This is a genomic window from Halotolerantifilum yawarlongkerapense (assembly GCF_054506745.1).
Window position 1 is genome coordinate 462,881 of sequence record NZ_CP199719.1, and the last position, 21,547, is coordinate 484,427.

A 21,547-nucleotide genomic window follows, 5' to 3' on the forward strand; every position below is an offset into this window, starting at 1 on the left:
TCATTCCCTCCCTTAAGCCTTGATGACGTGACGTTCCATAAGTACAGCTGCGTATCCTCCAACAATGCCGCCGAGCATCACGACGAGAAGTGTAGGGATAGCGTCGATGCCCACCTGGATACCGCTTCTGAAGATGGGTGCCATGGTTCCTGCTACACCGATGCCGAGGGCCATATCCACCCAAGCGCCATCGTTATTATGAATGCCGATAAAGTGATTGAGATACCACATGGTACTGATGATGGCAAAACCTGCGAACCAGCCGCCGCCGATACCATATTCTGTGGCGAAAGCACCCCAAACACTCATTACGAAAATACCTGCGATTGCTGCGCCGAGAATTGTTCCTAAATGTTTCACCGGTACACCTCCATAGTTTTACAACTTCCATACCTCTCGATTCGTAGAGGAAACGCCTACTGCGCCAGCTTTCAAAGCCGCCATGACCTCATTCTTCTCCTTGATCAACCCGCCGGTGATCACCGGAATGTGAACGGTGCCGGCAATCTCAGCCGTTACCTTGTTCATGATACCGGGAAGAAGTTCCACAGCATCGGGTCGATTTTCTTTTAAAGACCTGATGCCCGTATCCAGACTGAGGGAGTCGAGAACGAATAATCTCTGAACCACAAAGACTTTTCTTTTCCTGGCGTGCTTCACAAGACTAGCTCTTGTGGTGATGATGCCATCGACCGGAATCAGATCCAATAGATAATCCAGACCCACCGCATCTTTCGAAAGACCGTCCATAAGATCGAAATGGATAAATACATGCTTCTCTCTCGCGTGGATTCGCTCCACAACCTCTTTAAGATTGAGAATCGTACCCGCGAGCAGAAAGATGATTTGACAGTCCGACGCAAGTGCTTCGTCGAGATTCTCCAGATTCTTGATTGCCGCGATGATCGGATGTTCATGGACCCCTTGAATCAATAAATTCCCCATGATGACCTCCTGCCTTACTATTACGCAAATGACATGCCAACTTAAAAACGTTGCAAAATGACCTTAGGCAAATGTTTTCTTGATGATTTTTATCAAGCGATGATGTCAATCGCTCTCCCTCTGATGGTATTCGACAGCGAGATTCAGAATATTCTCAAGTTTATGCGATGGAATTTGAGCGTCAGTATTATTTTAGCACAATTTGAAATCCAAGTTACATGGTTACGAAAAAAAGACGTACATTGAACTACACATGACTAAAGTTACGAGTGTGCGGACGCTAGATCATCAAGAAAAGCGCACGTGATCGTCTTTTGTATACTCTCTAATCGTCGTCAGCATATGCCCCGCCCCAGCTGTTGACTGAGAGCCAAAAAAACACAAAAAAATATACGCCCCTAAGGACGTATATGGCGGAGCGAGAATCGGGTAACTTCGTTACTAGCGATCCTAAACGGTACTCAAGCTAAACTCTACCTAATTTAAGCTTTACTGCCGATTGAAACTTCACTTCACTCAGTTTAAACCATTCACATACTAATACTTTACGATTCTCTGCGAACGACCAAAGCGCTGGGTTACCTAATTCTTTGGTAAAGCTACCGATTCTCTCCGCCTGTGAGGAGCTTTCGATCTCTCCTCACTCATTAAATACCCAGCGCTTCTCTTCTTAAACACTTATTCTGAATGATCAAGAAATTCTTTCTTAACGGCTTTCAGTCGACCGGGATGCACCATCAGATCATAACCTGTCTTGGCGAGTGATGCTACCGTGCGCACCGCCTCCTCCATTGCGTAATCCGTTAATGTGGCTGCAGCGAACTCTACCGTATGGCCAGTCAGGCTCTCTTTGGAGATGGGGAAGTAGGGATGGATCGTCGGACAGAAATGACTCACGTTCCCCGCATCGAGGGAACCATAGCTCGAACGGGCTTCATTGACTGCCTCAGCACCAAAGTACAAGAGATTCTCTGTATAAAGGTCCGAAAGGGCCTCATTGGTGATCAGATTGTCATAGGAAGACTCGTAGTGTGAAATTTCCAGCTCACAACCCGTACCGAGCGCTGCTCCCTTCGCACAATTCTTCACCTTTTCCACTAGCTCCAGCAGGTAGACTTTCGTAGCAGCGCGCACGTAAAACTGACTGATCGTCAAATCGGGTACCACATTGGCCGCTCGGCCACCTTCTGTGATCACACCGTGGACCCTCGCATCGTCCTGCATATGCTCCCGTAGGGCGTTGATCATATTGAAGGTCGATATCGCCGCGTCCAGTGCATTGACTCCCTTGTGTGGATGTGAAGCGGCATGGGCCGTTTTACCCGTGAACTGAAACTGGATCGCCTGCATGGCCAGGGACTTTCCACTTTTGAAGTGGCCGTCGGCAGGATGGGCCACCATGGCCACGTCAATATCGTCGAAGGCTCCACCTTCGACCATTTCCACTTTGCCCCCACTCGTTTCCTCGGCAGGCGTTCCCAAAACAACGACCCGTCCGCCTTGGTCACCCATGATCTTTGAGAGCAGAATGCCCGAGAAAGTGCTCACTGTGCCCAGCAGATTGTGGCCACAACCATGTCCGATCCCGGGTAGCGCATCGTACTCCGAGAGATAGGCGACGGTCGGACCGGGTTTGCCAGAATTGTATGTCGCGCGGAAAGCCGTTTCCAAACCCATGTAGGGCTGCTCCACATCAAAACCGTGGGCTTCTAACACCTCGCGGTGGGCCTGCGAGGAATACTCTTCCTGGTGACCCAGCTCGGGATGCTCATAAATCCTCCGGCTGAGCGCTTCCATTTCAGGTTTCAGTTCACTCTGTAGTGCGTTGATCTGTTCTTTCATAACGGCCGTCCTTTCTTCGTCTGAGCGGACCACCTAATCTGGCCCGAATGATTTCATTGTGTTTTACCGCCACCTGTCCACCGATCAGTACCCGGTCGATACCCACCGGTGGGGCCGTCGGAGCATCAAAGGTAGCACCATCTCGTACCGTGTTGGGATCGAAGAGCACCACATCAGCATCAGCGCCGGGCGTCAGGCGTCCCTTGCGCTCCAACCCGAAACGATCGGCAGGCAGGCGCGTCATCTTGTAAAGCGCTTCTTCAAGACTTAATACGCCCCGCTCTATCGCGTAGTGGCCTAACACCCGTGGAAAGGTGCCTGCACCCCTGGGGTGGCCTTGACCCGATCGATAGAGCCCATCACTCGCTACACTGACAAAAGGTGCCTGCAGACAGAGGGCCACATCGGTCTCGAGCATCACATGGGCGACCACGAGCATTTCGGGATGCTCGGCGCGAACCTTCTCAAAAAGCGCCCGATCGCAACGCTGACCGGCATAAGGGGCTTCGGTGAGCGCAATGGCCTCAGGTCCAACACCCCATCGCTCGAAACACCCCTCATCAAAGACTGCCGATCCGATATAGGTGGAAAAGGCTGCGTAGGGATAACAATCAACGGCCACGTCCACACCCGCATCACGAGCTGCCTGTATGAGGTCCAGCGCCTCGCCCATCATCCCGAAGGCCGTACAGCTTCCGAGGTGGGAAATCTGCATGGGCAGCTGCATGTCCCTAGACAAACGGATCAGTTCGCGCACGGAGTCGAGCCCGGCGTCGGCGTCACTTCGAAAATGTGCCGACAGGTAAAGGCCACTCCCCTCGAGGCCCCTTAATAGCTTGGTCATCTCTTCATAGGGGATCCCTGGAGAGTACTCGAGACCAAAGGACAAGCCGATAGCCCCGAGGCCTATGGACTCGGACAGCAGTCTGCGCATCTTCTCAATCTCTTCATCGGTGGCCGCTCGGTAGCGATCTTGAATACCCACCTGTTCTCGAAGGTAATTGTGCCCGATGAAGGTCGCGTACTGGATGGGTGAACCGTTCTCCTCAATAGCCTCCAAAAAGGAGGCCACGGACTGTCGATTGTTCCCGCAGTTGCCTGCAATCGCAGTGGTGACACCCATGCGGACCATCTTCTCCGCGATATCAAAAACCAGTGCACCTTCCCTGTACCCCAGTACCTCTTCGTGCATGTGTACATCGACGAACCCTGGTGCCACTATGAGTCCCGATGCATCGATCCGCTCGACGTTCTCCGGTACCTCCCCACGCTCTTCGATCACACGCCCCTTCTCGATCCATAGGTCTTTACGGACCAACTCTTTCGCAGAGCCGTCGTACAACAGCCCCTTTTCAATGATCGTTACCATCTGACCACCTCCTGTAGGTGAAAAAAAAAGAAAACCGGGGCCACTCGAACCCCGGTATGTTGTTATCTGCAGAATGCTTCGGCCACGTCGCGATAGACCGCCACCATCGCATGGAGATCGGCAATCGGTACACGTTCGTCCTCCGTATGCGAGTAAGCGATCCTACCGGGTCCCGCAACCACCGTGGGAATCTTGGCGAAGTGTGAAAGGAGTGCTGCATCGGTCCAGCCCCGATCGGTGGTCAAAACGGGCTCACGTCCGATCACTCGAGTCATGGCCTTGACAAGACAGGTCACAATCTCTGCATCCGGCGCCGTGTTGAGGTATACATGATCGAGGGTCAGCATATTATTTGGCATTCGGGAGAGTGTAGCTTCGAAGGTCGGGTCCCTCTCTTTCATCCCATCCAAGATCTCCTGATACTCCGCAAGGACCGTCTGGACACTTTCCCCAGGAATATAACGCCGGTCAATCTCGATACGACAGTGATCGGCTACGGAGCTCGGTTGTGTTCCACCTTCGATCCGCCCGAAATTCATCACCGATCGACCCATCGTTGGATGGGATCTGGTGGACAGTTCCGGCTGGAGGTTAGTCTCGATCTCCGAAATGACACCTGCGGCTTTGGAGATCGCGTTGACCCCCAAGTGGGGCATGCCACCGTGGGCCGCCACGCCTTGGATATCGATAGCGAGCCACTCGAGTCCACGGTGCCCGATGGCATAGGCGTCGCCGGAAGGTTCTCCGACGATCGCACCATCTGCTGTGAATCCCGATTTCACGAGATACTCCGTTCCTTCGGATCGTTCCTCTTCGCCTATGACCCCACTGAAGACGACATCACCTTTCAGCGGGACGTTCCGGCGCTTGAGATCGCCCATCGCCACAAGCATGGCGGCGATGGCCCCTTTCATATCATTGGCTCCGCGACCCCAGATGCAACCGTCTCTGATCTCGGCTGCAAAGGGATCGATGGTCATTCGGTAAGGTGGCACCGTGTCCGTGTGTCCGTTGAAGAGTAGTGTCTTACCACCACCGGTACCCTTGAGTCGTACCATCACATTGGGACGCTCCCCTTCGACCTCGATGCATTCTGCATCGAGACCCAGGGTATCACGGGCATACGCTTCAATAAAGAGAGCCACCTCCCTTTCACGACAGGCTACATCCTTATGACTAGGTCGTCTGACGAGCTCTTGGGTCAGTACCGTCACCTCTCGCTTAAGCGCACCACTGATCATGACTTAGAAAGGTCCGTAGTTAATCATATTGGCAACGATCAAAATGACTGAACCAACGATCAACCAGATGACCATCAGGGGCCAGAGAAACTTGACCCATTTCTCATAACTGATCTTAGCCACGGAGAGTACACCCATGAGGGCGGCTGACGTGGGGATAATCGAGTTGGTGAAACCATCACCAAGCTGGTAAGCCGTTACGGCAACCTGACGATTCACACCGATCAGATCCGAGAGCGGTGCCATGATAGGCATCGTCGCAGCAGCCTGTCCGGAGCCCGATGGAATGAAGAAGTTGATAACTACCTGCACGGCATACATGCCGAGTACAGAGATGGAACTCGGTAGGGTCTGAATACTTGCGGCCAGACCGTTGATGATCGAGTCGACGATAAATCCATCCTGCATCACGACGAGAATACCGCGCGCGATACCAACGACCAAGGCACCGAACACGATACCACGGGCGCCCGCAACAAATTCCTGGGCAATTTTCGTCGGTCCAAGTTTGCCGAGGAAACCACCGATGATTCCCATAGCGAGAAAGGTGCTAGCAATCTCCGTGATGTACCATCCCGCGTTGAATACGCCCCAGATGATGAAACCAAAACCCACGGCGACATCGAGGAGCACCAGGTAGTGTTGGCTTTCAAGTTTAGGAATATCAGAAAGGTCGATGATCATGTGTTTTTCCTCTTGTTCAAGAGCATAGACGATAGATTGCGATGGATCGGCCTTGACTTTTGACGCGTAGCGCATCACGTAAGCCGTGGTGATGACCAACATGACCACGAGGATCACCAATCGGAAGGTCATCCCGGAGAAAAGCGGCAGTTCCGCTATCCCTTGTGCCACACCAACGGTGAAAGGATTCATGAAGCCCGAGGTGAACCCACAGGCAGCACCGAGGGTGATCATAGCCGTTCCCGTGATCGCATCGTATCCCAGCGCACGCGCCAGTGCAATACCAATGGGGACGAAAACTATGGCCTCTTCGGCTAGACCGAATGTACCACCGGCGATCGAAAAGATGACCAAGAATACCGGGATCATAAGCGTTTCTTTCCCTTTCATGGCCAAGGCTGTTTTGGCGATACCACCCTCGATAGCTCCTGTGGCCGTGATGATTTGGAAAGCCCCGCCCACGATAAAGATAAAGAACACGATGCTCGAGGCTGCGTTCATACCCTTGGGCACCGATTGGAAGAGATCAAAGAAACTGGTCGGGTTCGACTCTACTTCATGGAAAGAATCGGCAGCAACGACGTTTCTCCCAGTGTTTGGATCTTCAACCCGGTCGAACTCACCTGCTGGTACAATGTACGTGAGTACCGACATGATCATGATAACGATAAATAAGATGACGTAAGTATGCGGTACTTTGAAGATTTTCTTCTTACCTTCACTCAATTTGAATACCTCCCTACTTTCACCCACCGGTCTCGGCGGGTAGCGATTGACAGACCTCTTCTGAACCCGGTCTGGTGGGTCTTTTACCCCTCTTTCGAGTCACCTCCTTCTTAGCAAATTTATGGCATCAACCGACGAATACGTTCGGCACCATCCATTAGTTCCCCCAGGATGTTGTCGATCAACTCATCGGTGAGCGTCTCTTTGATTGCAGCGGCGGCCACGCTACCGACCACCCGTCCCTCCCTGTTCCGTACGGGCACGCCGATCCCGAAAGCCCCGATCATATTCTCCTCATCGCTGATCGCATACCCTTTCTCCCGGATCTTAGCGTACTCCCTGAGTAGCTCATCGGGATCGGTGATGGTATGGCTGGTTCGCGGTGTCAGGTCCGCCGTGCGAACCAAACGTTCGAGCTCAGCGTAAGGTTCGTAAAAAGCCATGATAGATTTTCCATAGGCCCCGCAGTGGATGGGATAGTAGGTCCCTGGTCGATACCCCAAGCGAAAGGGAATATGGCTCTCCACTTCGAAGACATTGATAATCTGGGTACCCTCTAACTTTGAGAATCCTACGGAGACCCTGATCTTTTTCGCCACATCATTCAAGACGTAGTTGGCATAGACACTGAAATGATCGCGGTTGATGTACGCGGCACCGATGTGATAGGCCTCCGGGCCGATCGCGTACAATTTGGTCTCGGGATTTTGCAAGACGAGATTCTCCTGGATGAGGTTGGCCAGCAATCTGTGCGTTGTCGAACGATTGATCGCCAACACTTCAGCCAATTCCTTGGCCGTCCTACCTTCGTCATGGTTTGAAAGATCTTTGAGTATATCGATTGCCTTTTCAAGAGCATTTCGCTTCATCATTCGGGACTCCTTCGTTTTGTTCATAATATGGACAATTGTTCGTTATTTGAACTCATATAGGTGATATTCGACATAACTTTCTAAACTCCTTCTTTTTTTCTGAATTTTTTAAAAATATTTTTTTGAAATCTCCCCTTGTAACACCCCGCTTCACACCCCCACATCTTGTACGCTCCCAAAGACAAAACCACCATATATCCGCTCCATTTGTAATATTCCCATAAATATGCTATAATGGTGTCAACCCTTTCGCGCGCTAATGAGCAAGAAAGCGTGAGGTTTGACGAATACAGCTGAATGGAATAAGGAGGCTTTCATGGCTAGACTGCCTAGAAAAAGTACAGCGACCTTTACCCGATCCGATGTTCACGAGTATGATTTCCCATCGTTACACGAGCAGATCATCATCAAGGAAACCCGCGGACGGAAGAAACGCCGGATCGTAGGAACCGTTCATCAGGTCTACGATAATTTTATTTCGGTTCAATTGAAGGGTAAGGAAATCTACGAAAGTTTTTTGAAGGTTGACTTTATGACAGGTCGTCTTGAACTGATTTCATAACACTAAAAAAACCCACCGCCATGGCGGTGGGTTTCTTCATGGGGGTAATACCACCGCATGATAAATAATTAATCATTTTCGTTCAAAAAAAAGCCTTCCTCTAACAGGGCAGCATAACGCATCAAGCGTTTCTGTCCCCCTTCATCGAGCGAGCGATAGAGGGTGATCAAATGGGCTTCCGCCTGACTAACGTCACCGTAAGCCCCAGGGGATTCCCGCGCCACAAGCTTCACATCGCCTCCATAGAGAAACCAGTCGACAGGCGCATCGTAACAAAGGCCCAACCGGTTCAACGCCTTAGCGGAGGGCTGGTAGCGATTGTTTTCGATATCACTGAGGTTTCCCGTGGAAAGGCCCGTCTGCTCCTTCACTTGACTCAAGGTCAATCCTGACGCCTTTCTAGCCGCTTTTATTCTTTCGCCGATGGTCGACATGTCATCACCTTCTTCGGATAATCGAGATTTTATATGACTACATCTTGATATTATCGGATATCTGAGATATTATTATGGAGATTCATGGATTATTTTTCTAGATTTTCAACCGATAACCCACTCAGGAGGACTCCACATGATCAAGCGAAAGCTGACTCCCTTCGGCGCGAAGGTGAAAGATCGCCTCATCGAACGTAACATGACCCAGAAGGACCTGGCTGAACAAGTGGGTACCTCAGCGGTCTACTTGAGCATGGTATTGCACGGTCAACGCTCCGGCAGAAAATACCTTCAATCGATCTGTGAGATCTTGGATCTCGAGATGCCCGATTAAGAATTAATCATATTGTATCAAATCCAGCCACCGATTGCACGCTCTAGGGCGTTTCAACCGGTGGCTATTTTTATAACCGCTGGTCAAAATGACGGATGAGCTCATAACTAACAGGCTCGAAATACCGCAAAAAGAACCGCCGGCCTCCTTTGTTAGCCGTTCGCACGGTGACGCTCACACGCTTGAAACCGGACTCCGATGCTTCGCGAATCAGCCGACGGATCAAAAAGTCGCCGATTCCTGCCTCCCTGTGACCCATGTGGGTAAAGATCATGAAAACCCCCAGCGTCTCTTCATCCTCGAGCAGGACAGAACCGCGATCCGGTGAGGAAATAGCTTGAACCGAGGCGATGACCCGATCGTCACGCTCCACGACATAGCCCAATTTCATTTTCTTTTGCATTTGCTCATAGGGCTTGCGATCCACCAGCTGGTAGACTGGTGAAGCACTTAAGTAATGAAGAAAGGCAGTCAGTTGATCATCAAGAACCGGGCGATCAGACCTTGTGATCGGTCGAAAATGCAATTCTTGAGGTGTTGGCACCAGGTCTTTTGTCGTTCTCGTCACGCCATCCATCTGCCGGATACCATACTCATAGCGAATGAAATGATCGATCAGTCGCTGATCGTCCACGATCATACGGACGGCATGTTCACGAAAACCCTCGGCCACCCATTTGCGCGTGATGGCCTTGTACATGACATCGTAAATCGCCACCGCTTCCTCACCATCTGCGCCGTGTGCCCACTCTGGAGTCAAGATCCCGCGGCGGCCTGAGGCCAAGCCCTCCACTGCCATGCCCATCATATAACCGACGATGCGATTTTGATCACGTACAATCACGCCTTTCCCGTGTTTCAGCGCATAACGCTGTAAGGCCACGATCAGCTCCGCATTGAGAAACCTCCTGGGCAGGTAGTTTCTTTCCTTCAACACCTTCCGATAATGCGCAAGAAATAATTCCGCCGTTTCCGGAAGGTGAGATAACGCCATTTCCTGAGCACTCCACTTAGACTTTGGCACGCTGACATCCCCCTCTCTTCTATATGAGAAGATACCCAATCTACGCATAAAAAAAAGCACCGGATAATCCGGTGCTTCTTAATTCGTCTTAAACAGGTGTCACATCTTCAGCTTGAGGGCCTTTAGCGCCTTCAGTTACTTCAAATGTTACAGCTTCGCCTTCTTCTAAAGATTTGAAGCCAGGCTTGTTGATCTTAGAGAAGTGTACGAACACGTCGTTGCCGTCTTCAGCTTGGATGAAACCAAAGCCTTTTTCAGCGTTGAACCATTTTACGGTACCTTTCATGATTTTGCCTCCTTTACTTATTCATTTACTACATTACTCAGAGGAAATCATGGAGCTCCGACGTGCTTCTAACAGATCTTCACTATGTTTCCTTGATGAAATGAGCTTACAAGTAGAGTATACAGGTAATCGATCACTTTGGCAAGTGTTATTTTCAAACACTCCTTTAGCTCTCCGCCTACGCTGTTCTCTTGCTCTCAGTTACTTACTATATAGCAGTTCATCACATAAGTCCAGTCTTTTCGCTATGAAAACGTTCCCTATTACTCCACTAGCCGTGAAAGTGTTGCACCGCTTGCACTGAGGTGCTAAGATACTGTTATTCGTATACAGATTACTATTCATGCTCCAAAGGAGGAAGTCATGACACACTTTGGTTTATTTGATATTTTAGGCCCCGTGATGATCGGTCCTTCTAGTTCCCACACAGCGGGAGCCGCGAGAATCGGTTTTATCGCCAGACGCTTGTTCGGGCGTCAGCCCGAACAAGCGATTCTCACGCTTCATGGCTCCTTCGCCAAGACCTATAAGGGACATGGTACAGACAAAGCACTGGTCGGCGGTCTCCTTGGGTTCATGCCCGACGATCCACGGATCCGAGATGCCGAACAACATGCAAAAGCGCACAACTTCACCTTTGAATTCGTCTGCACCGACCTCGGGGAGGTACATCCCAATACAGTGAAAGTTCATATGTCCGATGCACAAGGACAAATGGAGATTATCGGATCCTCCATAGGAGGCGGGCGTGTGAATATCATCAAGATCAACACGACGGATGTCCTCTTCACCGGTGACTACGCGACGCTGATCACCAAACATGAAGATCGTCCCGGTATGGTCGCCCGTATCACCACTCTGATCGCCGAGCACCAGATTAACATCGCAACCCTCAGTGTCTTTCGCAATGACCGTGGTAAGCGAGCAAGACTTATACTGGAGTCCGATGATACGATTCCAGCTACTGTCCTAGAAGCCCTCGGGTGTCTCGAGTACGTAGTGGAAGTCAAATACCTGCCTAAGATGGAACGATAGGGGGACACTATGCATAAGAACCTAGCGGAGATTCGCGCTTACTGTCAATCGAATAACATGAGCTTTTCAAGCTACAGCCTACAGATTGAAAAAGATAGCAGCGATATGTCGATGGCTCAGATCCATTCCCTCCTTGACGAGCGCTTTGATGTCATGATGGGCTCTATCGAAGAAGGACTCGAGCGGCAGACTGCCGGCAAGATCATCGGTGGCGATGCCCAACGCGTGATGAAACGCGCCCAGGCCGGCCTCAGTCTCGGCGGAGAACTCCTCGGCCGGGCGACAGCCTACGCTTTGGCCGTCATGGAGCTTAACGTATCCATGGGTCGGATCGTCGCCTGCCCGACGGCGGGCTCCTCCGGCGTCTTACCCGCTGTCCTAAAAAGCCTGACGGACAAACTGGATGTGGATCGCCGACAAATTCGAGAAGCGCTCTTGACTGCAGGTCTCATCGGCATGGTAATCGGCCGCAACGCCTCTCTCTCGGGCGCTGACGGTGGTTGTCAAGCCGAGGTTGGCTCTGCCTCGGCTATGGCCGCTGCGGCGGCCGTGGTGCTTTCTGGGGGGTCTGACGACCAAGTCGCTCATGCCGCCGCCATCTGCCTGAAGAATCTCATGGGTCTTGTCTGTGACCCGGTGGCCGGACTTGTGGAGGTACCCTGCGCAAAACGCAATACGATCGGAACGGCCAATGCCCTGATCGCCGCCGATATGGCCTTGGCGGACGTCCCCAGCTATATCCCTTTCGATGAGGTGGTCGCGGCCATGCATCGGGTCGGTCGCCAGATGCCCGCGTCCCTGAGGGAAACCGCCGAAGGAGGCATCGCGATCACACCCACGGCAAAACGATTCGAAAACCGAATTTTTCAGACGCTTTGATGATTGATCGCCCGCACACTCACGACGAAAGTCACGAGTATGCGGGCGATCTGTCGTTCAACGCAGAAGATGTATCCTACACGGACATATTGGGGCTAGCATGAGAATACCGCAGTGCAGGCAATGTTTTTTCCTCACAGCCGATCATGACGGTTTCCGTTAGATGAAATTTTGTGATGCATGTCACGGTGTCCTTTGGATCATGCGTGGTATACTCAGACCAACAAAAGGAGAAAGGAGATGTCGTATGGCTAGAAAAATTACTGAACACATTTCATGGGTGGGTAAAATCGACTGGGATCTGAGAACTTTCCACGGAGAGGAATACTCCACCCACAGAGGATCCTCCTACAACAGTTTCTTAATCAGAGATGAAAAAGTTGCGTTGATCGACACAGTCTGGATGCCCCATGACGATGATTTCGTTGCATCTTTGAAAAAAGAAATTGATCTCGACAAGATCGACTACATCATCGCCAACCATTCGGAGGTCGACCACTCCGGTGCACTGCCAAAGATCATGCGTGAAATCCCGGATACCCCGATTTACTGTACAAAGAACGGGGCACGCATCTTGAAAGCCCACTATCATCAGGACTGGAACTTTGTCATCGTGAAGACCGGCGACACCTTGGATTTGGGCGAAGGACAACTGGTATTTGTCGAAGCACCGATGCTTCATTGGCCTGACAGTATGTTTGAATACTACACGGCCGACGAAGTGCTTTTCACGAACGACGCCTTCGGTCAGCATTACGCCACCGAGCATCTCTTCAATGACAAGGTAGATGAGGCGGAACTCTACCAAGAAGCGCTCAAGTACTACGCCAATATCCTAACACCCTTCAGTCCGCTTGTTACAAAGAAAATCGAGGAAGTACTTTCGTTCGAATTACCCGTGCAGATGATTTTACCCTCTCATGGTGTTCTCTGGCGAGAAAACCCCACACAGATTGTCGAATCCTACCTCAAGTGGGCAGACGGCTACGCGGAAGACCAGATCACAATCCTGTACGACACCATGTGGGATGCCACGCGTACGATGGCAGAGGAAATCGCCGCCGGCATCCGTGAGATCAATCCTGAGGTCACCGTCAAACTGTACAATGTGGGTAAGACAGACAAAAACGACGTGATCACAGAGGTCTTCAAGGCCAAAATGGTCTTGGTGGGTTCCTCGACGATTAACAAGGGCATATTATCCGGTATGGCAGGAGTCCTGGAAATCATCGAGGGACTTTCCTTCAAAAAGAAAAACGGAGCCGCCTTCGGTAGCTACGGTTGGAGCGGGGAAGGCCTGAAGATTCTGACCGAACGGCTCGAGAAAGCTGGCATCGGCGTCATCGACGAAGGCCTGCGCCTCCTCTGGCAACCCGATGAAGACCAGAAGGAAGCCTGCCGCGCTATGGGTCGACGCGTAGCCAAGCAACTGACCTGATCCAAGAGATCCACTTGCACACCTAAAAGAGCGTGGTCGCCTAGGCGACCACGCTCTTTATCATACTTACGTTATTTCTTGGCCTTTTCGACATCTTCTTTCACGTCGTCAGCCGTTTTTTTAGTAGTTTTCTTCACGTCTTCTGAGGCCTTCTTGACCGATGATTTAACATCTTCGGCGCCCTCTTTCACGTCTTCGGCTACTTCCTTTGAAACTTCTTCCACATCTTCAGCTACCGCTTCTGCTTCTTTTTTCTTGCCTTCAATCAGTTCGGAAGCCTTTGACTTGAGTTCAACACCTTTTTCCTTCAGGTTCTCACCCTTGGCCTTGACGTCTTCAGCTGCACTTTCGGCCGCATCTTTCACTCGGTCTACACCCTCACCAACGGTCTCCTTCACATCACCGCGTAACTCTTTGCCTGATTTCGGTGCCGTGAACAGTGCTGTGACACCGGCGATCAAACTACCGACAGCAAAGCCTTTACCCACATTTTTAGCCGTCTCAATCTTTTGCTTGCGTTCATGCTCTTTTTTCTTCTTCTCAATCATTTTTAACAACATGCAATCACTCCTTTGTCCGAAATTCGTTTCATCTAATTGATATCCAAGTATAGGGAGCTTTAAACAGAGACTTCCCTATCCCTTGACCAGTACTTGTAATTCCGTGATCGCAGGCTCTACACCCAGCCTCCCATCCCGAGTCACATGGTAAACCTCTAGAATGGGTCCCGCCTGCCTGTAGTCGTTGCGAGAGAGCCACCCCTGGAGCGCCTTATGTGCCTCGCTCTCAAGAGCTTCCTGATCACCTTCAAACATGAGAGACGCATAAAGCCCGCCCTGCAGTTTCAAAAGATGTTTAGAAGCCATAGGGATGTTCTGGCTCAATTCAAACCCGAACTTCATGTACTTAGCCCCCTCTACAATCGCCATCTTAACACCCTTGTGGATATACCTGCGCCGGTAGGCCAAACGGGTCAACTCATGATAGGCCTCGCTAAAAGTCGTCTCTCCTGCCGTTAAGAAGAAAAGGTAGCGTTCTTCGAATAATTTCAGATGCACCGGGTGAAAAACGCCATCACCATACGTACCGTAGGTACTGATCAGTCCGTTGAGTTGTCGTTCGACCTTTCGCAGCTCCTCCATTTTTTGCTCGACCTCTTGCTTTTTCTGGTAGACCAACCCGAGGAGTCCTCCCTCTTCCTCTTGATCCATCGCCTCCTTGATCGACTCCGGAGAAAAGGAGAGGCCTTTTAAGGCATTGACCAGGAGGAGGCGTTCCATCTCTTCCACACCAAAGGCTTCTTCGCGATCATCAATCACCGCGGGTTCAATGAGTCCCCCCTCACGGTATCGTTCGAGTGTTTTGAGTGGTAAATCGCAAATATTCGCCAGTTGTCCTTTCGTCAGTAGATTTCGTTTCATGAGATGACAATCCTCCTAGGGTAGCGGATGCCCAGCGGCAGCCGTCCAGAGACCGTACCACTCATCTCTGCTGAGTCGACAATCGATTGCGCGACAAGATCGGTGAATGCGATTCGGATCCGTTGACCCGATTATCGGTCTGATCTCTTGCGGATGTGCCAACAACCAGGCGAGAACAATCGCCTCGACCGAGCAGTCTTTCGCCTCGGCAAGTGCCCTGATCCTCTTGACCGCCGCAAGATCGTTCAATGAAGCGTCCGCACCGGTATAACGTCCCTGTGCCGAAGATCCCCAGGCCTGCAGTTCGATCCCTTCCCTCTCGCAATAGGGTAAGGTTCCCGGTGAGAAGTGAATCGGATGACTAGGCCGCTGGTTGAATAAAAGTGTGGTCTCCACGAATCCACGGTGGGCAAGACTCATCTCGAGCTGCAGAGCCTGTGGGCGCAAACCGGTGAGCGCCGTAAACCGTTCCATTTGATACTCATCCATATTTGAAAAACCCATGGATCGGATCCATCCCATGGCCAACAATTTTTTCAAGGTGGCACCCAGACCCTTCATGTCCGTTAAGACGTCGGGTCGATGGAGAATGAGACGATCCAGGTAATCGGTCCCCAACCTTTTCAGACTGCCCTCCACGGCAGCCAGCAAGTGTTTCTCAGAAAAATCGTATCGCTTCTCCACGATGATACCGGCTTTTGACTGCAAAAAGACCTCGGATCGCTCGATATTTTCGCTCTTCAGATAGCGACCGAGCAAACGTTCCGATCGTCCCTCCTGGTAGATATCCGCCAGATCGAAGAATCGGATTCCCTCCCCGAGTACAGCGTCAAGGGTCGCCGAGGTACGACGTTCATCTTCTTTCGTCAAGGGGCCCTTCCCCCAACCACCGAGCCCCATTGTGCCGTAAATCAGACCTTGAAATTCCATCAGAATCCCTCCCAGTTTAATGCCATACCACTGAATAGGGTCTCCACGGGCATCTCGAGATGACGTCTCATTTCTTCGATCACCCTGTCATCGGTACAGTGTCCCGTGTAAAGATGCTGGACCCCTCGCTCTTCTAGGGCGTCGGTGGTCCACTTCGCCCGTTCATCCCATTGCAACAGGTGAAACCCACCCACTACAGCGACGAAGTCCTTCCTATGCGTCACCTCCATGGCATAATCGAGCATATTGATCAGGCCCGCATGTGCGCATCCCGTCAATAGGACCAAGCCTTCGGAGGTCCTCATGACCATGGCGGAATCATCAGGCATCATGTCTGTCCGTCCCTCACCATTGACAAAAGCCTCCGATGGTTGTTCCTGCTCGTGGCGACGAGGGATCTCCCCGAGAAACAGCAACTCCTGGTTGATCCAGTAGGGTTCTTTGCGAAAAAGACAATCGAAATCTTGTTTTAAGCGTACGGGGGGATAGGCGAGTCCATTGGTCGATCCATCGCGTCGTCTGAACTTGCCATCGAGTGCCTTGGGATGGCAGAGGAGCCGTTTGCCCTTCAATCGCCCAAGGCCGCCCGTATGGTCCCAGTGACCATGACTGAGGGTCACGAGATCCACATGATCTAGGTCTTTGCCCAGCCGCTCGGCGTTTCTCGCAAAAGCGCCAGATGCGCCGGTGTCGAAAAGCACAGAATGGATGCCCTCGACCAAAAAGGCCAAACCGTGTTCCGATTCCATCGGTTCCTTTGCATGGTTTTCCATCAGGACCGTCAGTTGTATCATATGTCTCTCCTATCTCTCGTCCGCTGTCTGTTTACCAACCAAAGTAACTAATGATGCCATAGGCAATCGAGGTGGTGCTCGCCGCCAGTACCGTTCCCCAGCTGATATCCACGATCACCAGCTTGAACGGCCATCCCTCGAGGGTGGCTAGGTTGGTCAGATCGTAGGTCGCATAGGTGATCATACCGAAAAAGCCACCCAGTAGCAGGGCCTTGCTGAGCGACTCACTCCGTAGCGCGGGCAAGAGGGCGAAAACCATGATGCCCACGATGTACAGGCCGTAAAAAATGAGGGCTGCCGGCCAGTTCACCTGCTCGGCCATCAGGGGCCCCAACTGCTTCCTGTAAAAACCTCTTGCCACAACGCCCAGCCAGACCAGATCGATCGACATGAAAACAACAAAAGCAACGACCCATATTCTCAAGTAGCTCATATCCTTCAACTTCCTTTCTGCTATTTATTCTCCATTATATCATGAATCACCCAGCCGTTTGATGATGGCCCTCAGAAGCGCGTTAGACATACCGGTTGCTCCAGTCCCAGCGCCCTGTCGATGCGCCGGAGGACACCGGATGAGGTCGTCTCCAATCGGCCATAGTTTTCCAATGATTCCAGGCGGACGGCCCCGTGATAAAATCGCGAGAACTCCGCCAGATCCATGCGAATCTCCACCTCAGAACCCACACCCTCCAATCGGGCTTCTATGGGTGTGCTCTCCCGAGGTATGTCGACAACAAAGCGCACAGGGGGTCCCTCGTATCCCCTAAGGGCATCTAATGCTCCCTGGACATCGAGGACACGGTAACTGATGCCAAGGCCCTCTCTGGCCATCATGTGGGTGATCATGGGCATCATCCTGTGAGCACCCGCGAACTCGATATCCTCGAGCAGGTGGTGGAAATCCGGGGAAAAATCACCAATAGCCACGCGTTCGGTCTGGTCCGCCTGAGACGATAGAAAATCGACCATTGCGAGACGCGATGCCGGTGTCTTGTGCAGCTGTTCCTTGACCACGAGGGTCTGGTCCCGTAGGTAGTGTCCCCCCTTGGCCTCCATGGAGAAGGTAAAGTAGCCGATAAGGTCCCCGTCTAATTCGATCACAAGACGTCTATCGATGGTATCGGCGAAGAGTTGTTTCTGCATCATGCCAGGGTTCCCGATCATTCCGTTTCGCTTTTCCGCCAGATCCGCGTAGAGCGCCATCACCCTGGGCTCATCCCTCTTTTCGAAACGGCGGATGAATTTCTTAAGCCCCGTTTTTCGAAAGTGAAGCGGGTTAACGTAGAAGTGGTGATAGGGTGTGCCTGTGCCGAAGCCAAAGGCACGGTAAAACTGGTGCCTGAAGGGATAGAGAAGCATGGTTTTGACCCCGCGCTGCTTTGCAGAGGTGATCATCTCTCCAATGAGGAAGCGGGCGACGCCTTCTTTTTTTCTCGTGAGATCAACCGCTAGAGACCCTAGACCCACCGCCGGGACAAAGCGACCATGTAGATTCAGTTCGAGATCGTACTGCACGCCTGTACCCACGAGGGCTTCCCCATCATAGACTCCTAATAAAGTGCTCTCCAATGATGTGATCACTCCCCTGAAACGTTCTATCACTTTCTCTCTCACGTCTTCCGATTCCTCGTAGAAAGACGGGTATGCCTGCATCTCTAGTCGCGCGACGCGCTCGAGTGCACCTTCATCCAGGGGAATGACTTTAAACTTTTCCATGGCAAGACTCCTTTCCCAACGACAATAATTCCTGGGCTCTCAAATGTAGGGTTCTCCTTATCCCATTTGTACCACTAGAGCTGGTTCTGAATCTTATCTCGTGCTACAATAACAACATCTTGGTTACTCGAAAGGATGAATCTACCATGTCATCAAAGAAGACCTATCTGCTCATGTTGATCGGCACATTCTTCTGGGCAGGCGCTTTTATCGCCGGAAAATTTGGCGTCGCGACCATGAGTCCTGTGCTTCTCACCTATTTCAGACTGCTTATCGCGGCCGCCATCCTGTACCCCATCGTGGCCAAAAGAGAAAAGAATCTCCTACTGCTCGATCGGGCCGGCTGGCGAAAAGCCCTGGCCACGGGTCTCGTGGGTATGATCGGTTATCATCTGTTCTTCTTTACCGCGCTACGGTACACGAGCGCTACGAAGGCTTCTGTGATCAATGCCATTAATCCGCTGCTCACAGCCGTTCTCGCTGCTCTCTTACTGGGTGAAGTCATTCCACAAAGGAAACGACTTTTCATTCTAACCGCTTTCGTGGGTGTTCTCCTGACCATTACGGGATGGCAACCTTTGATCTTGTTAAGCGAAAGACCCAATATCGGTGATCTTCTCATGCTCTGCGGTACCTCAGCATGGGCATTTTACGGCATCCTTGTCAAGCGAGCTCTGGTCGATCGTTCGGCCCTGACCTTCACCGCCGCCACCTTTTTATCGGCCGTGATCCTGCTCACACCCTTTGCTATCTTTGAAATGACTGCACCGGGTTTCGAATGGCCAGATCCCCTGGCCTGGTGGGCAGTCCTGTACATGGCCATCTTTCCCACTGTGATTGGTTACTCCATCCAGCAGGTGGCCATCTCTTCAATCGGTCCCTCGCGCACAGCCCTGTTCATTAACCTCGTCCCCTTTTTCTCCATGCTCTTGGCCTTTCTCATGCTGGGTGAGACCATCGATCCGTTGAATCTGGCCAGCGGTCTTGTAATCGTCACTTCTGTCGTCCTCTTCTTGAGGCGTAAACCTATCCTGGGTAAAGGCTTGCAGATCCGCGCAAAAAAAGCGTGACCCCGGGGTCGATCGACCTCAAAGTCACGCCTTCGCTGCTAAATGGCAACAGGGTGTTACACTATGCTCTTTTTAATCTTTCTCTCTTCTCGTGATGATTATGGTAATGGACAAAAGCCTCGTGGGCTTCTAGTGTTGTCATGAAATGGGCGTGAATCGCAGCAGGTACTTTATAGGCCAGGATCCGCTCCCGCTCCATTCGAGATGCCTTGGACAGGCGATGCTGCCCGTCGATCACCACGTACTCCCCGGGGTATAGTTCCGCTAGGATCACGGGTGACAAGACGTTGACCTGCTCCATATGCTGTTCATCGACCTGTAGATAGGGGTGCATATAGCGTTCCACCCGAACAAAACGCAAGTAGCGCAGGGCGAACACTTGCCTCAGGTACTGCTTGAGAGCTGTGATGTGCCATTCGTAGGGACCGATGGCCAAGTACTCCTGACCGGCCTGTAGAGGAATCGGTGAGAAAGCTCTTTTCTTAATCATATATATCAAACTCACTCTCTATTCAAATAGAATGAGGTAAGTATATAATAAGCCAGGCCTTTTGTCATCTTTTTTGTCGAATTCTGTCGACCATTCTCATCAAGGAGGAGTTATGAAGAGAACGATACCCCCGATCATCGCCATACTCGTGGCCTTCTACATTTTTTACCCGCTCGCCCAGTTGTATGTCTTCGATCAATCGGTCGTCGAGCTACCGATGACCTCTTATTACCTCGTCCGTGTTCCCGAGTCGTCGAATGAAGTCGCCGTCTTCTCTCGCTACATGGAAGAACGAGGTTTCGAGCAGATTACCCAACTGGGCGGACTCCACCGATACCAGCGAGGCCAAGAGATTCTTTCGGTGACCAACAACCAGCTCAAGACGATGCCCTGACCCTTAGTGGTCAGGGTATTTTTTCATCCATTCCATTGTCATGCCGAATCCTTGTTCCAGATCATCAGCCAGTTCAACCAGCAGTGCCTGTTCCTCGAGTCGATCCAACCATGGACCGATTCCTTCGATTGCAACCCCACCCGCGCCCAATAATCCGCCGGTCATTGCTCCCATCAGAGCGCTGTCTCCATCAGCATTCACGGCCATAAGGAATTTTTCCCTCAGGGAAACCTGGCGCTCGCTACAGTAATAGGCATAGAGAAGGGGGGCCACACGCTCCACACGTCTCCGTAGACGTTTCTCGACCCTTCTCGGTCCACCGTCGCTCTTGACGATCTTCATTCCCTTCTCCAAATGGTCGTGCAAGCGGTCACCACGCTCATCTTCTTTCAAGATCCCCAGGGCCTTGCCAAAGGCTTGCTCTCCACTGGTTGTCTTCCGTCTGCAGGCGATGAGGAGCGCAAAAAAGCCAGTGAGACAACAAGCATAATCATCAGCTGTCGTGAGTCCAGCCACTCCCTTACCATAGCGATAGGCTTCTTTGCCTTCAAGACATAGCCCCACGCCCATCGCCCGGGGAACGAGGGATCCCTCTGCATCGGAATTCCCGGAGGCCTTGAACTGAAGGGCAACTTCACGCGATAACAACAGTCGGCCCTCGGCTGTGGAAAACCCCCTGTGGTCGTATAGGGCCTCCGCTTCGAGCAAACAGCCGTCGTAGACATAATTGTAATCGTAAGTCTTCGGGTACCCTTGGGTGTACAATCCGCGAAGGTAGGCAAGGTAAATCATTTTCAAAAGATCGGCCTTACGATTGTGGACGCAGCGTGAGCGGTAGCGTAGGAGGGCCTCCACGGTAAAGATCTGGGCCTTTGTCAAGTCGGACCAAATAGCTCCTTTCTCTTTCCTAAAGTATAGCTTCTCGACTCCCAGATCCCCGTACTTTTTCTTCAATTTTCTGTAACTGTGCTTGCCCGCTGGTGATCCCAAAGCATCCCCCAGGGCGAATAGCAATAGGCAGTTTCTGCGTTTGTTCTCCACGATTCACTCCTTTCCCCCGA

25 protein-coding genes are annotated in these 21,547 nt (G+C 51.6%); 7 read left to right on the forward strand and 18 right to left on the reverse strand.

Annotation, left to right across the window (positions count from 1 at the left end):
- Positions 1 to 12 precede the first annotated feature (12 nt).
- From ACULM0_RS02280 to ACULM0_RS02310, 7 genes are all read right to left on the reverse strand, one after another.
- The gene (locus ACULM0_RS02280) at positions 13 to 360 is read right to left on the reverse strand and encodes a Lin0368 family putative glycerol transporter subunit (protein WP_463678842.1); all 348 of its coding nucleotides are present in this window, start codon (positions 358 to 360) and stop codon (positions 13 to 15) included.
- 18 nt (positions 361 to 378) lie between these two features.
- A complete protein-coding gene (locus tag ACULM0_RS02285; RefSeq protein ID WP_463678843.1) occupies positions 379 to 945 on the reverse strand; it encodes a glycerol-3-phosphate responsive antiterminator in 567 nt (188 codons plus the stop codon).
- A gap of 678 nt (positions 946 to 1,623) precedes the next feature.
- Positions 1,624 to 2,787: a M20 family metallopeptidase gene (locus tag ACULM0_RS02290; RefSeq protein ID WP_463678844.1), complete on the reverse strand. Its 1,164-nt coding sequence runs from the start codon at positions 2,785 to 2,787 to the stop codon at positions 1,624 to 1,626.
- Complete coding sequence (locus tag ACULM0_RS02295) at positions 2,756 to 4,156, reverse strand: N-acyl-D-amino-acid deacylase family protein (RefSeq protein ID WP_463678845.1); 1,401 nt, start codon at positions 4,154 to 4,156, stop codon at positions 2,756 to 2,758. The genes ACULM0_RS02290 and ACULM0_RS02295 overlap by 32 nt, the downstream gene beginning before the upstream one ends.
- Before the next feature lie 62 nt (positions 4,157 to 4,218).
- Positions 4,219 to 5,397, reverse strand: coding sequence for a M20 family metallopeptidase (locus ACULM0_RS02300; protein ID WP_463678846.1), 1,179 nt, complete (start codon positions 5,395 to 5,397; stop codon positions 4,219 to 4,221).
- 3 nt (positions 5,398 to 5,400) lie between these two features.
- Positions 5,401 to 6,807 (reverse strand): YfcC family protein, encoded by a 1,407-nt coding sequence (locus ACULM0_RS02305; RefSeq protein ID WP_463678847.1) that lies wholly within the window; start codon positions 6,805 to 6,807, stop codon positions 5,401 to 5,403.
- Positions 6,808 to 6,926: 119 nt separating this feature from the next.
- Positions 6,927 to 7,679, reverse strand: coding sequence for an IclR family transcriptional regulator (locus ACULM0_RS02310; RefSeq protein WP_463678848.1), 753 nt, complete (start codon positions 7,677 to 7,679; stop codon positions 6,927 to 6,929).
- 316 nt (positions 7,680 to 7,995) lie between these two features.
- Between ACULM0_RS02310 and ACULM0_RS02315 the strand changes: the two genes are divergently transcribed.
- The gene (locus ACULM0_RS02315; protein WP_463678849.1) at positions 7,996 to 8,241 is read left to right on the forward strand and encodes a hypothetical protein; all 246 of its coding nucleotides are present in this window, start codon (positions 7,996 to 7,998) and stop codon (positions 8,239 to 8,241) included.
- 68 nt (positions 8,242 to 8,309) lie between these two features.
- On the opposite strand, the gene ACULM0_RS02320 is transcribed toward ACULM0_RS02315, so the two are convergent.
- Positions 8,310 to 8,675 (reverse strand): helix-turn-helix domain-containing protein, encoded by a 366-nt coding sequence (locus ACULM0_RS02320; RefSeq protein ID WP_463678850.1) that lies wholly within the window; start codon positions 8,673 to 8,675, stop codon positions 8,310 to 8,312.
- Between the two features lie 136 nt (positions 8,676 to 8,811).
- On the opposite strand from ACULM0_RS02320, the gene ACULM0_RS02325 reads away from it, so the two are divergent.
- Positions 8,812 to 9,009 carry a helix-turn-helix domain-containing protein gene (locus ACULM0_RS02325; RefSeq protein WP_463678851.1) on the forward strand — a complete coding sequence of 66 codons (198 nt, stop codon included), beginning with the start codon at positions 8,812 to 8,814 and terminating at the stop codon, positions 9,007 to 9,009.
- A 70-nt stretch (positions 9,010 to 9,079) separates the two neighbouring features.
- Here the strand turns inward: ACULM0_RS02325 and ACULM0_RS02330 are convergent, their stop codons facing one another.
- Together ACULM0_RS02330 and ACULM0_RS02335 are read right to left on the reverse strand one after the other, a co-directional pair.
- A complete protein-coding gene (locus ACULM0_RS02330) occupies positions 9,080 to 10,003 on the reverse strand; it encodes an N-acetyltransferase family protein (RefSeq protein ID WP_463678852.1) in 924 nt (307 codons plus the stop codon).
- Positions 10,004 to 10,121: 118 nt separating this feature from the next.
- On the reverse strand, positions 10,122 to 10,319 hold the full coding sequence (locus tag ACULM0_RS02335; RefSeq protein ID WP_463678853.1) for a cold shock domain-containing protein: 198 nt from the start codon (positions 10,317 to 10,319) through the stop codon (positions 10,122 to 10,124).
- Between the two features lie 363 nt (positions 10,320 to 10,682).
- On the opposite strand from ACULM0_RS02335, the gene sdaAB reads away from it, so the two are divergent.
- The 3 genes from sdaAB to ACULM0_RS02350 all read left to right on the forward strand — a co-directional run bounded on the left by sdaAB (position 10,683) and on the right by ACULM0_RS02350 (position 13,671).
- On the forward strand, positions 10,683 to 11,354 hold the full coding sequence (gene sdaAB / locus ACULM0_RS02340) for an L-serine ammonia-lyase, iron-sulfur-dependent subunit beta (protein WP_463678854.1): 672 nt from the start codon (positions 10,683 to 10,685) through the stop codon (positions 11,352 to 11,354).
- 9 nt (positions 11,355 to 11,363) lie between these two features.
- The gene (sdaAA, locus tag ACULM0_RS02345) at positions 11,364 to 12,233 is read left to right on the forward strand and encodes an L-serine ammonia-lyase, iron-sulfur-dependent, subunit alpha (RefSeq protein WP_463678855.1); all 870 of its coding nucleotides are present in this window, start codon (positions 11,364 to 11,366) and stop codon (positions 12,231 to 12,233) included.
- Positions 12,234 to 12,480: 247 nt separating this feature from the next.
- Positions 12,481 to 13,671 (forward strand): anaerobic nitric oxide reductase flavorubredoxin, encoded by a 1,191-nt coding sequence (locus tag ACULM0_RS02350; protein WP_463678856.1) that lies wholly within the window; start codon positions 12,481 to 12,483, stop codon positions 13,669 to 13,671.
- Between the two features lie 71 nt (positions 13,672 to 13,742).
- Here ACULM0_RS02350 and ACULM0_RS02355 read toward each other — a convergent pair whose 3' ends face one another.
- From ACULM0_RS02355 to ACULM0_RS02380, 6 genes are all read right to left on the reverse strand, one after another.
- Positions 13,743 to 14,231 (reverse strand): YtxH domain-containing protein, encoded by a 489-nt coding sequence (locus ACULM0_RS02355; RefSeq protein ID WP_463678857.1) that lies wholly within the window; start codon positions 14,229 to 14,231, stop codon positions 13,743 to 13,745.
- 75 nt (positions 14,232 to 14,306) lie between these two features.
- Complete coding sequence (locus tag ACULM0_RS02360) at positions 14,307 to 15,092, reverse strand: MerR family transcriptional regulator (RefSeq protein WP_463678858.1); 786 nt, start codon at positions 15,090 to 15,092, stop codon at positions 14,307 to 14,309.
- A gap of 15 nt (positions 15,093 to 15,107) precedes the next feature.
- Positions 15,108 to 16,022, reverse strand: a complete 915-nt coding sequence (locus tag ACULM0_RS02365; RefSeq protein ID WP_463678859.1) for an aldo/keto reductase — start codon at positions 16,020 to 16,022, stop codon at positions 15,108 to 15,110.
- Entirely contained in the window at positions 16,022 to 16,816 is a 795-nt protein-coding gene (locus ACULM0_RS02370) for an MBL fold metallo-hydrolase (RefSeq protein WP_463678860.1), read from the reverse strand. The genes ACULM0_RS02365 and ACULM0_RS02370 overlap by 1 nt, the downstream gene beginning before the upstream one ends.
- Positions 16,817 to 16,847: 31 nt before the next feature.
- On the reverse strand, positions 16,848 to 17,249 hold the full coding sequence (locus ACULM0_RS02375) for a DUF2177 family protein (protein ID WP_463678861.1): 402 nt from the start codon (positions 17,247 to 17,249) through the stop codon (positions 16,848 to 16,850).
- A 71-nt stretch (positions 17,250 to 17,320) separates the two neighbouring features.
- Positions 17,321 to 18,532 carry a GNAT family N-acetyltransferase gene (locus tag ACULM0_RS02380; RefSeq protein ID WP_463678862.1) on the reverse strand — a complete coding sequence of 404 codons (1,212 nt, stop codon included), beginning with the start codon at positions 18,530 to 18,532 and terminating at the stop codon, positions 17,321 to 17,323.
- Positions 18,533 to 18,678: 146 nt separating this feature from the next.
- Here ACULM0_RS02380 and ACULM0_RS02385 point away from each other — a divergent pair, with 146 nt between their 5' ends.
- Positions 18,679 to 19,602, forward strand: coding sequence for a DMT family transporter (locus ACULM0_RS02385; protein ID WP_463678863.1), 924 nt, complete (start codon positions 18,679 to 18,681; stop codon positions 19,600 to 19,602).
- 61 nt (positions 19,603 to 19,663) lie between these two features.
- Here the strand turns inward: ACULM0_RS02385 and ACULM0_RS02390 are convergent, their stop codons facing one another.
- Positions 19,664 to 20,092, reverse strand: a complete 429-nt coding sequence (locus ACULM0_RS02390) for a ParB/Srx family N-terminal domain-containing protein (RefSeq protein ID WP_463678864.1) — start codon at positions 20,090 to 20,092, stop codon at positions 19,664 to 19,666.
- Between the two features lie 112 nt (positions 20,093 to 20,204).
- Between ACULM0_RS02390 and ACULM0_RS02395 the strand changes: the two genes are divergently transcribed.
- Complete coding sequence (locus ACULM0_RS02395; RefSeq protein ID WP_463678865.1) at positions 20,205 to 20,486, forward strand: hypothetical protein; 282 nt, start codon at positions 20,205 to 20,207, stop codon at positions 20,484 to 20,486.
- Between the two features lie 3 nt (positions 20,487 to 20,489).
- Here ACULM0_RS02395 and ACULM0_RS02400 read toward each other — a convergent pair whose 3' ends face one another.
- Positions 20,490 to 21,527 (reverse strand): ADP-ribosylglycohydrolase family protein, encoded by a 1,038-nt coding sequence (locus ACULM0_RS02400; protein ID WP_463678866.1) that lies wholly within the window; start codon positions 21,525 to 21,527, stop codon positions 20,490 to 20,492.
- Positions 21,528 to 21,547 lie beyond the last annotated feature (20 nt).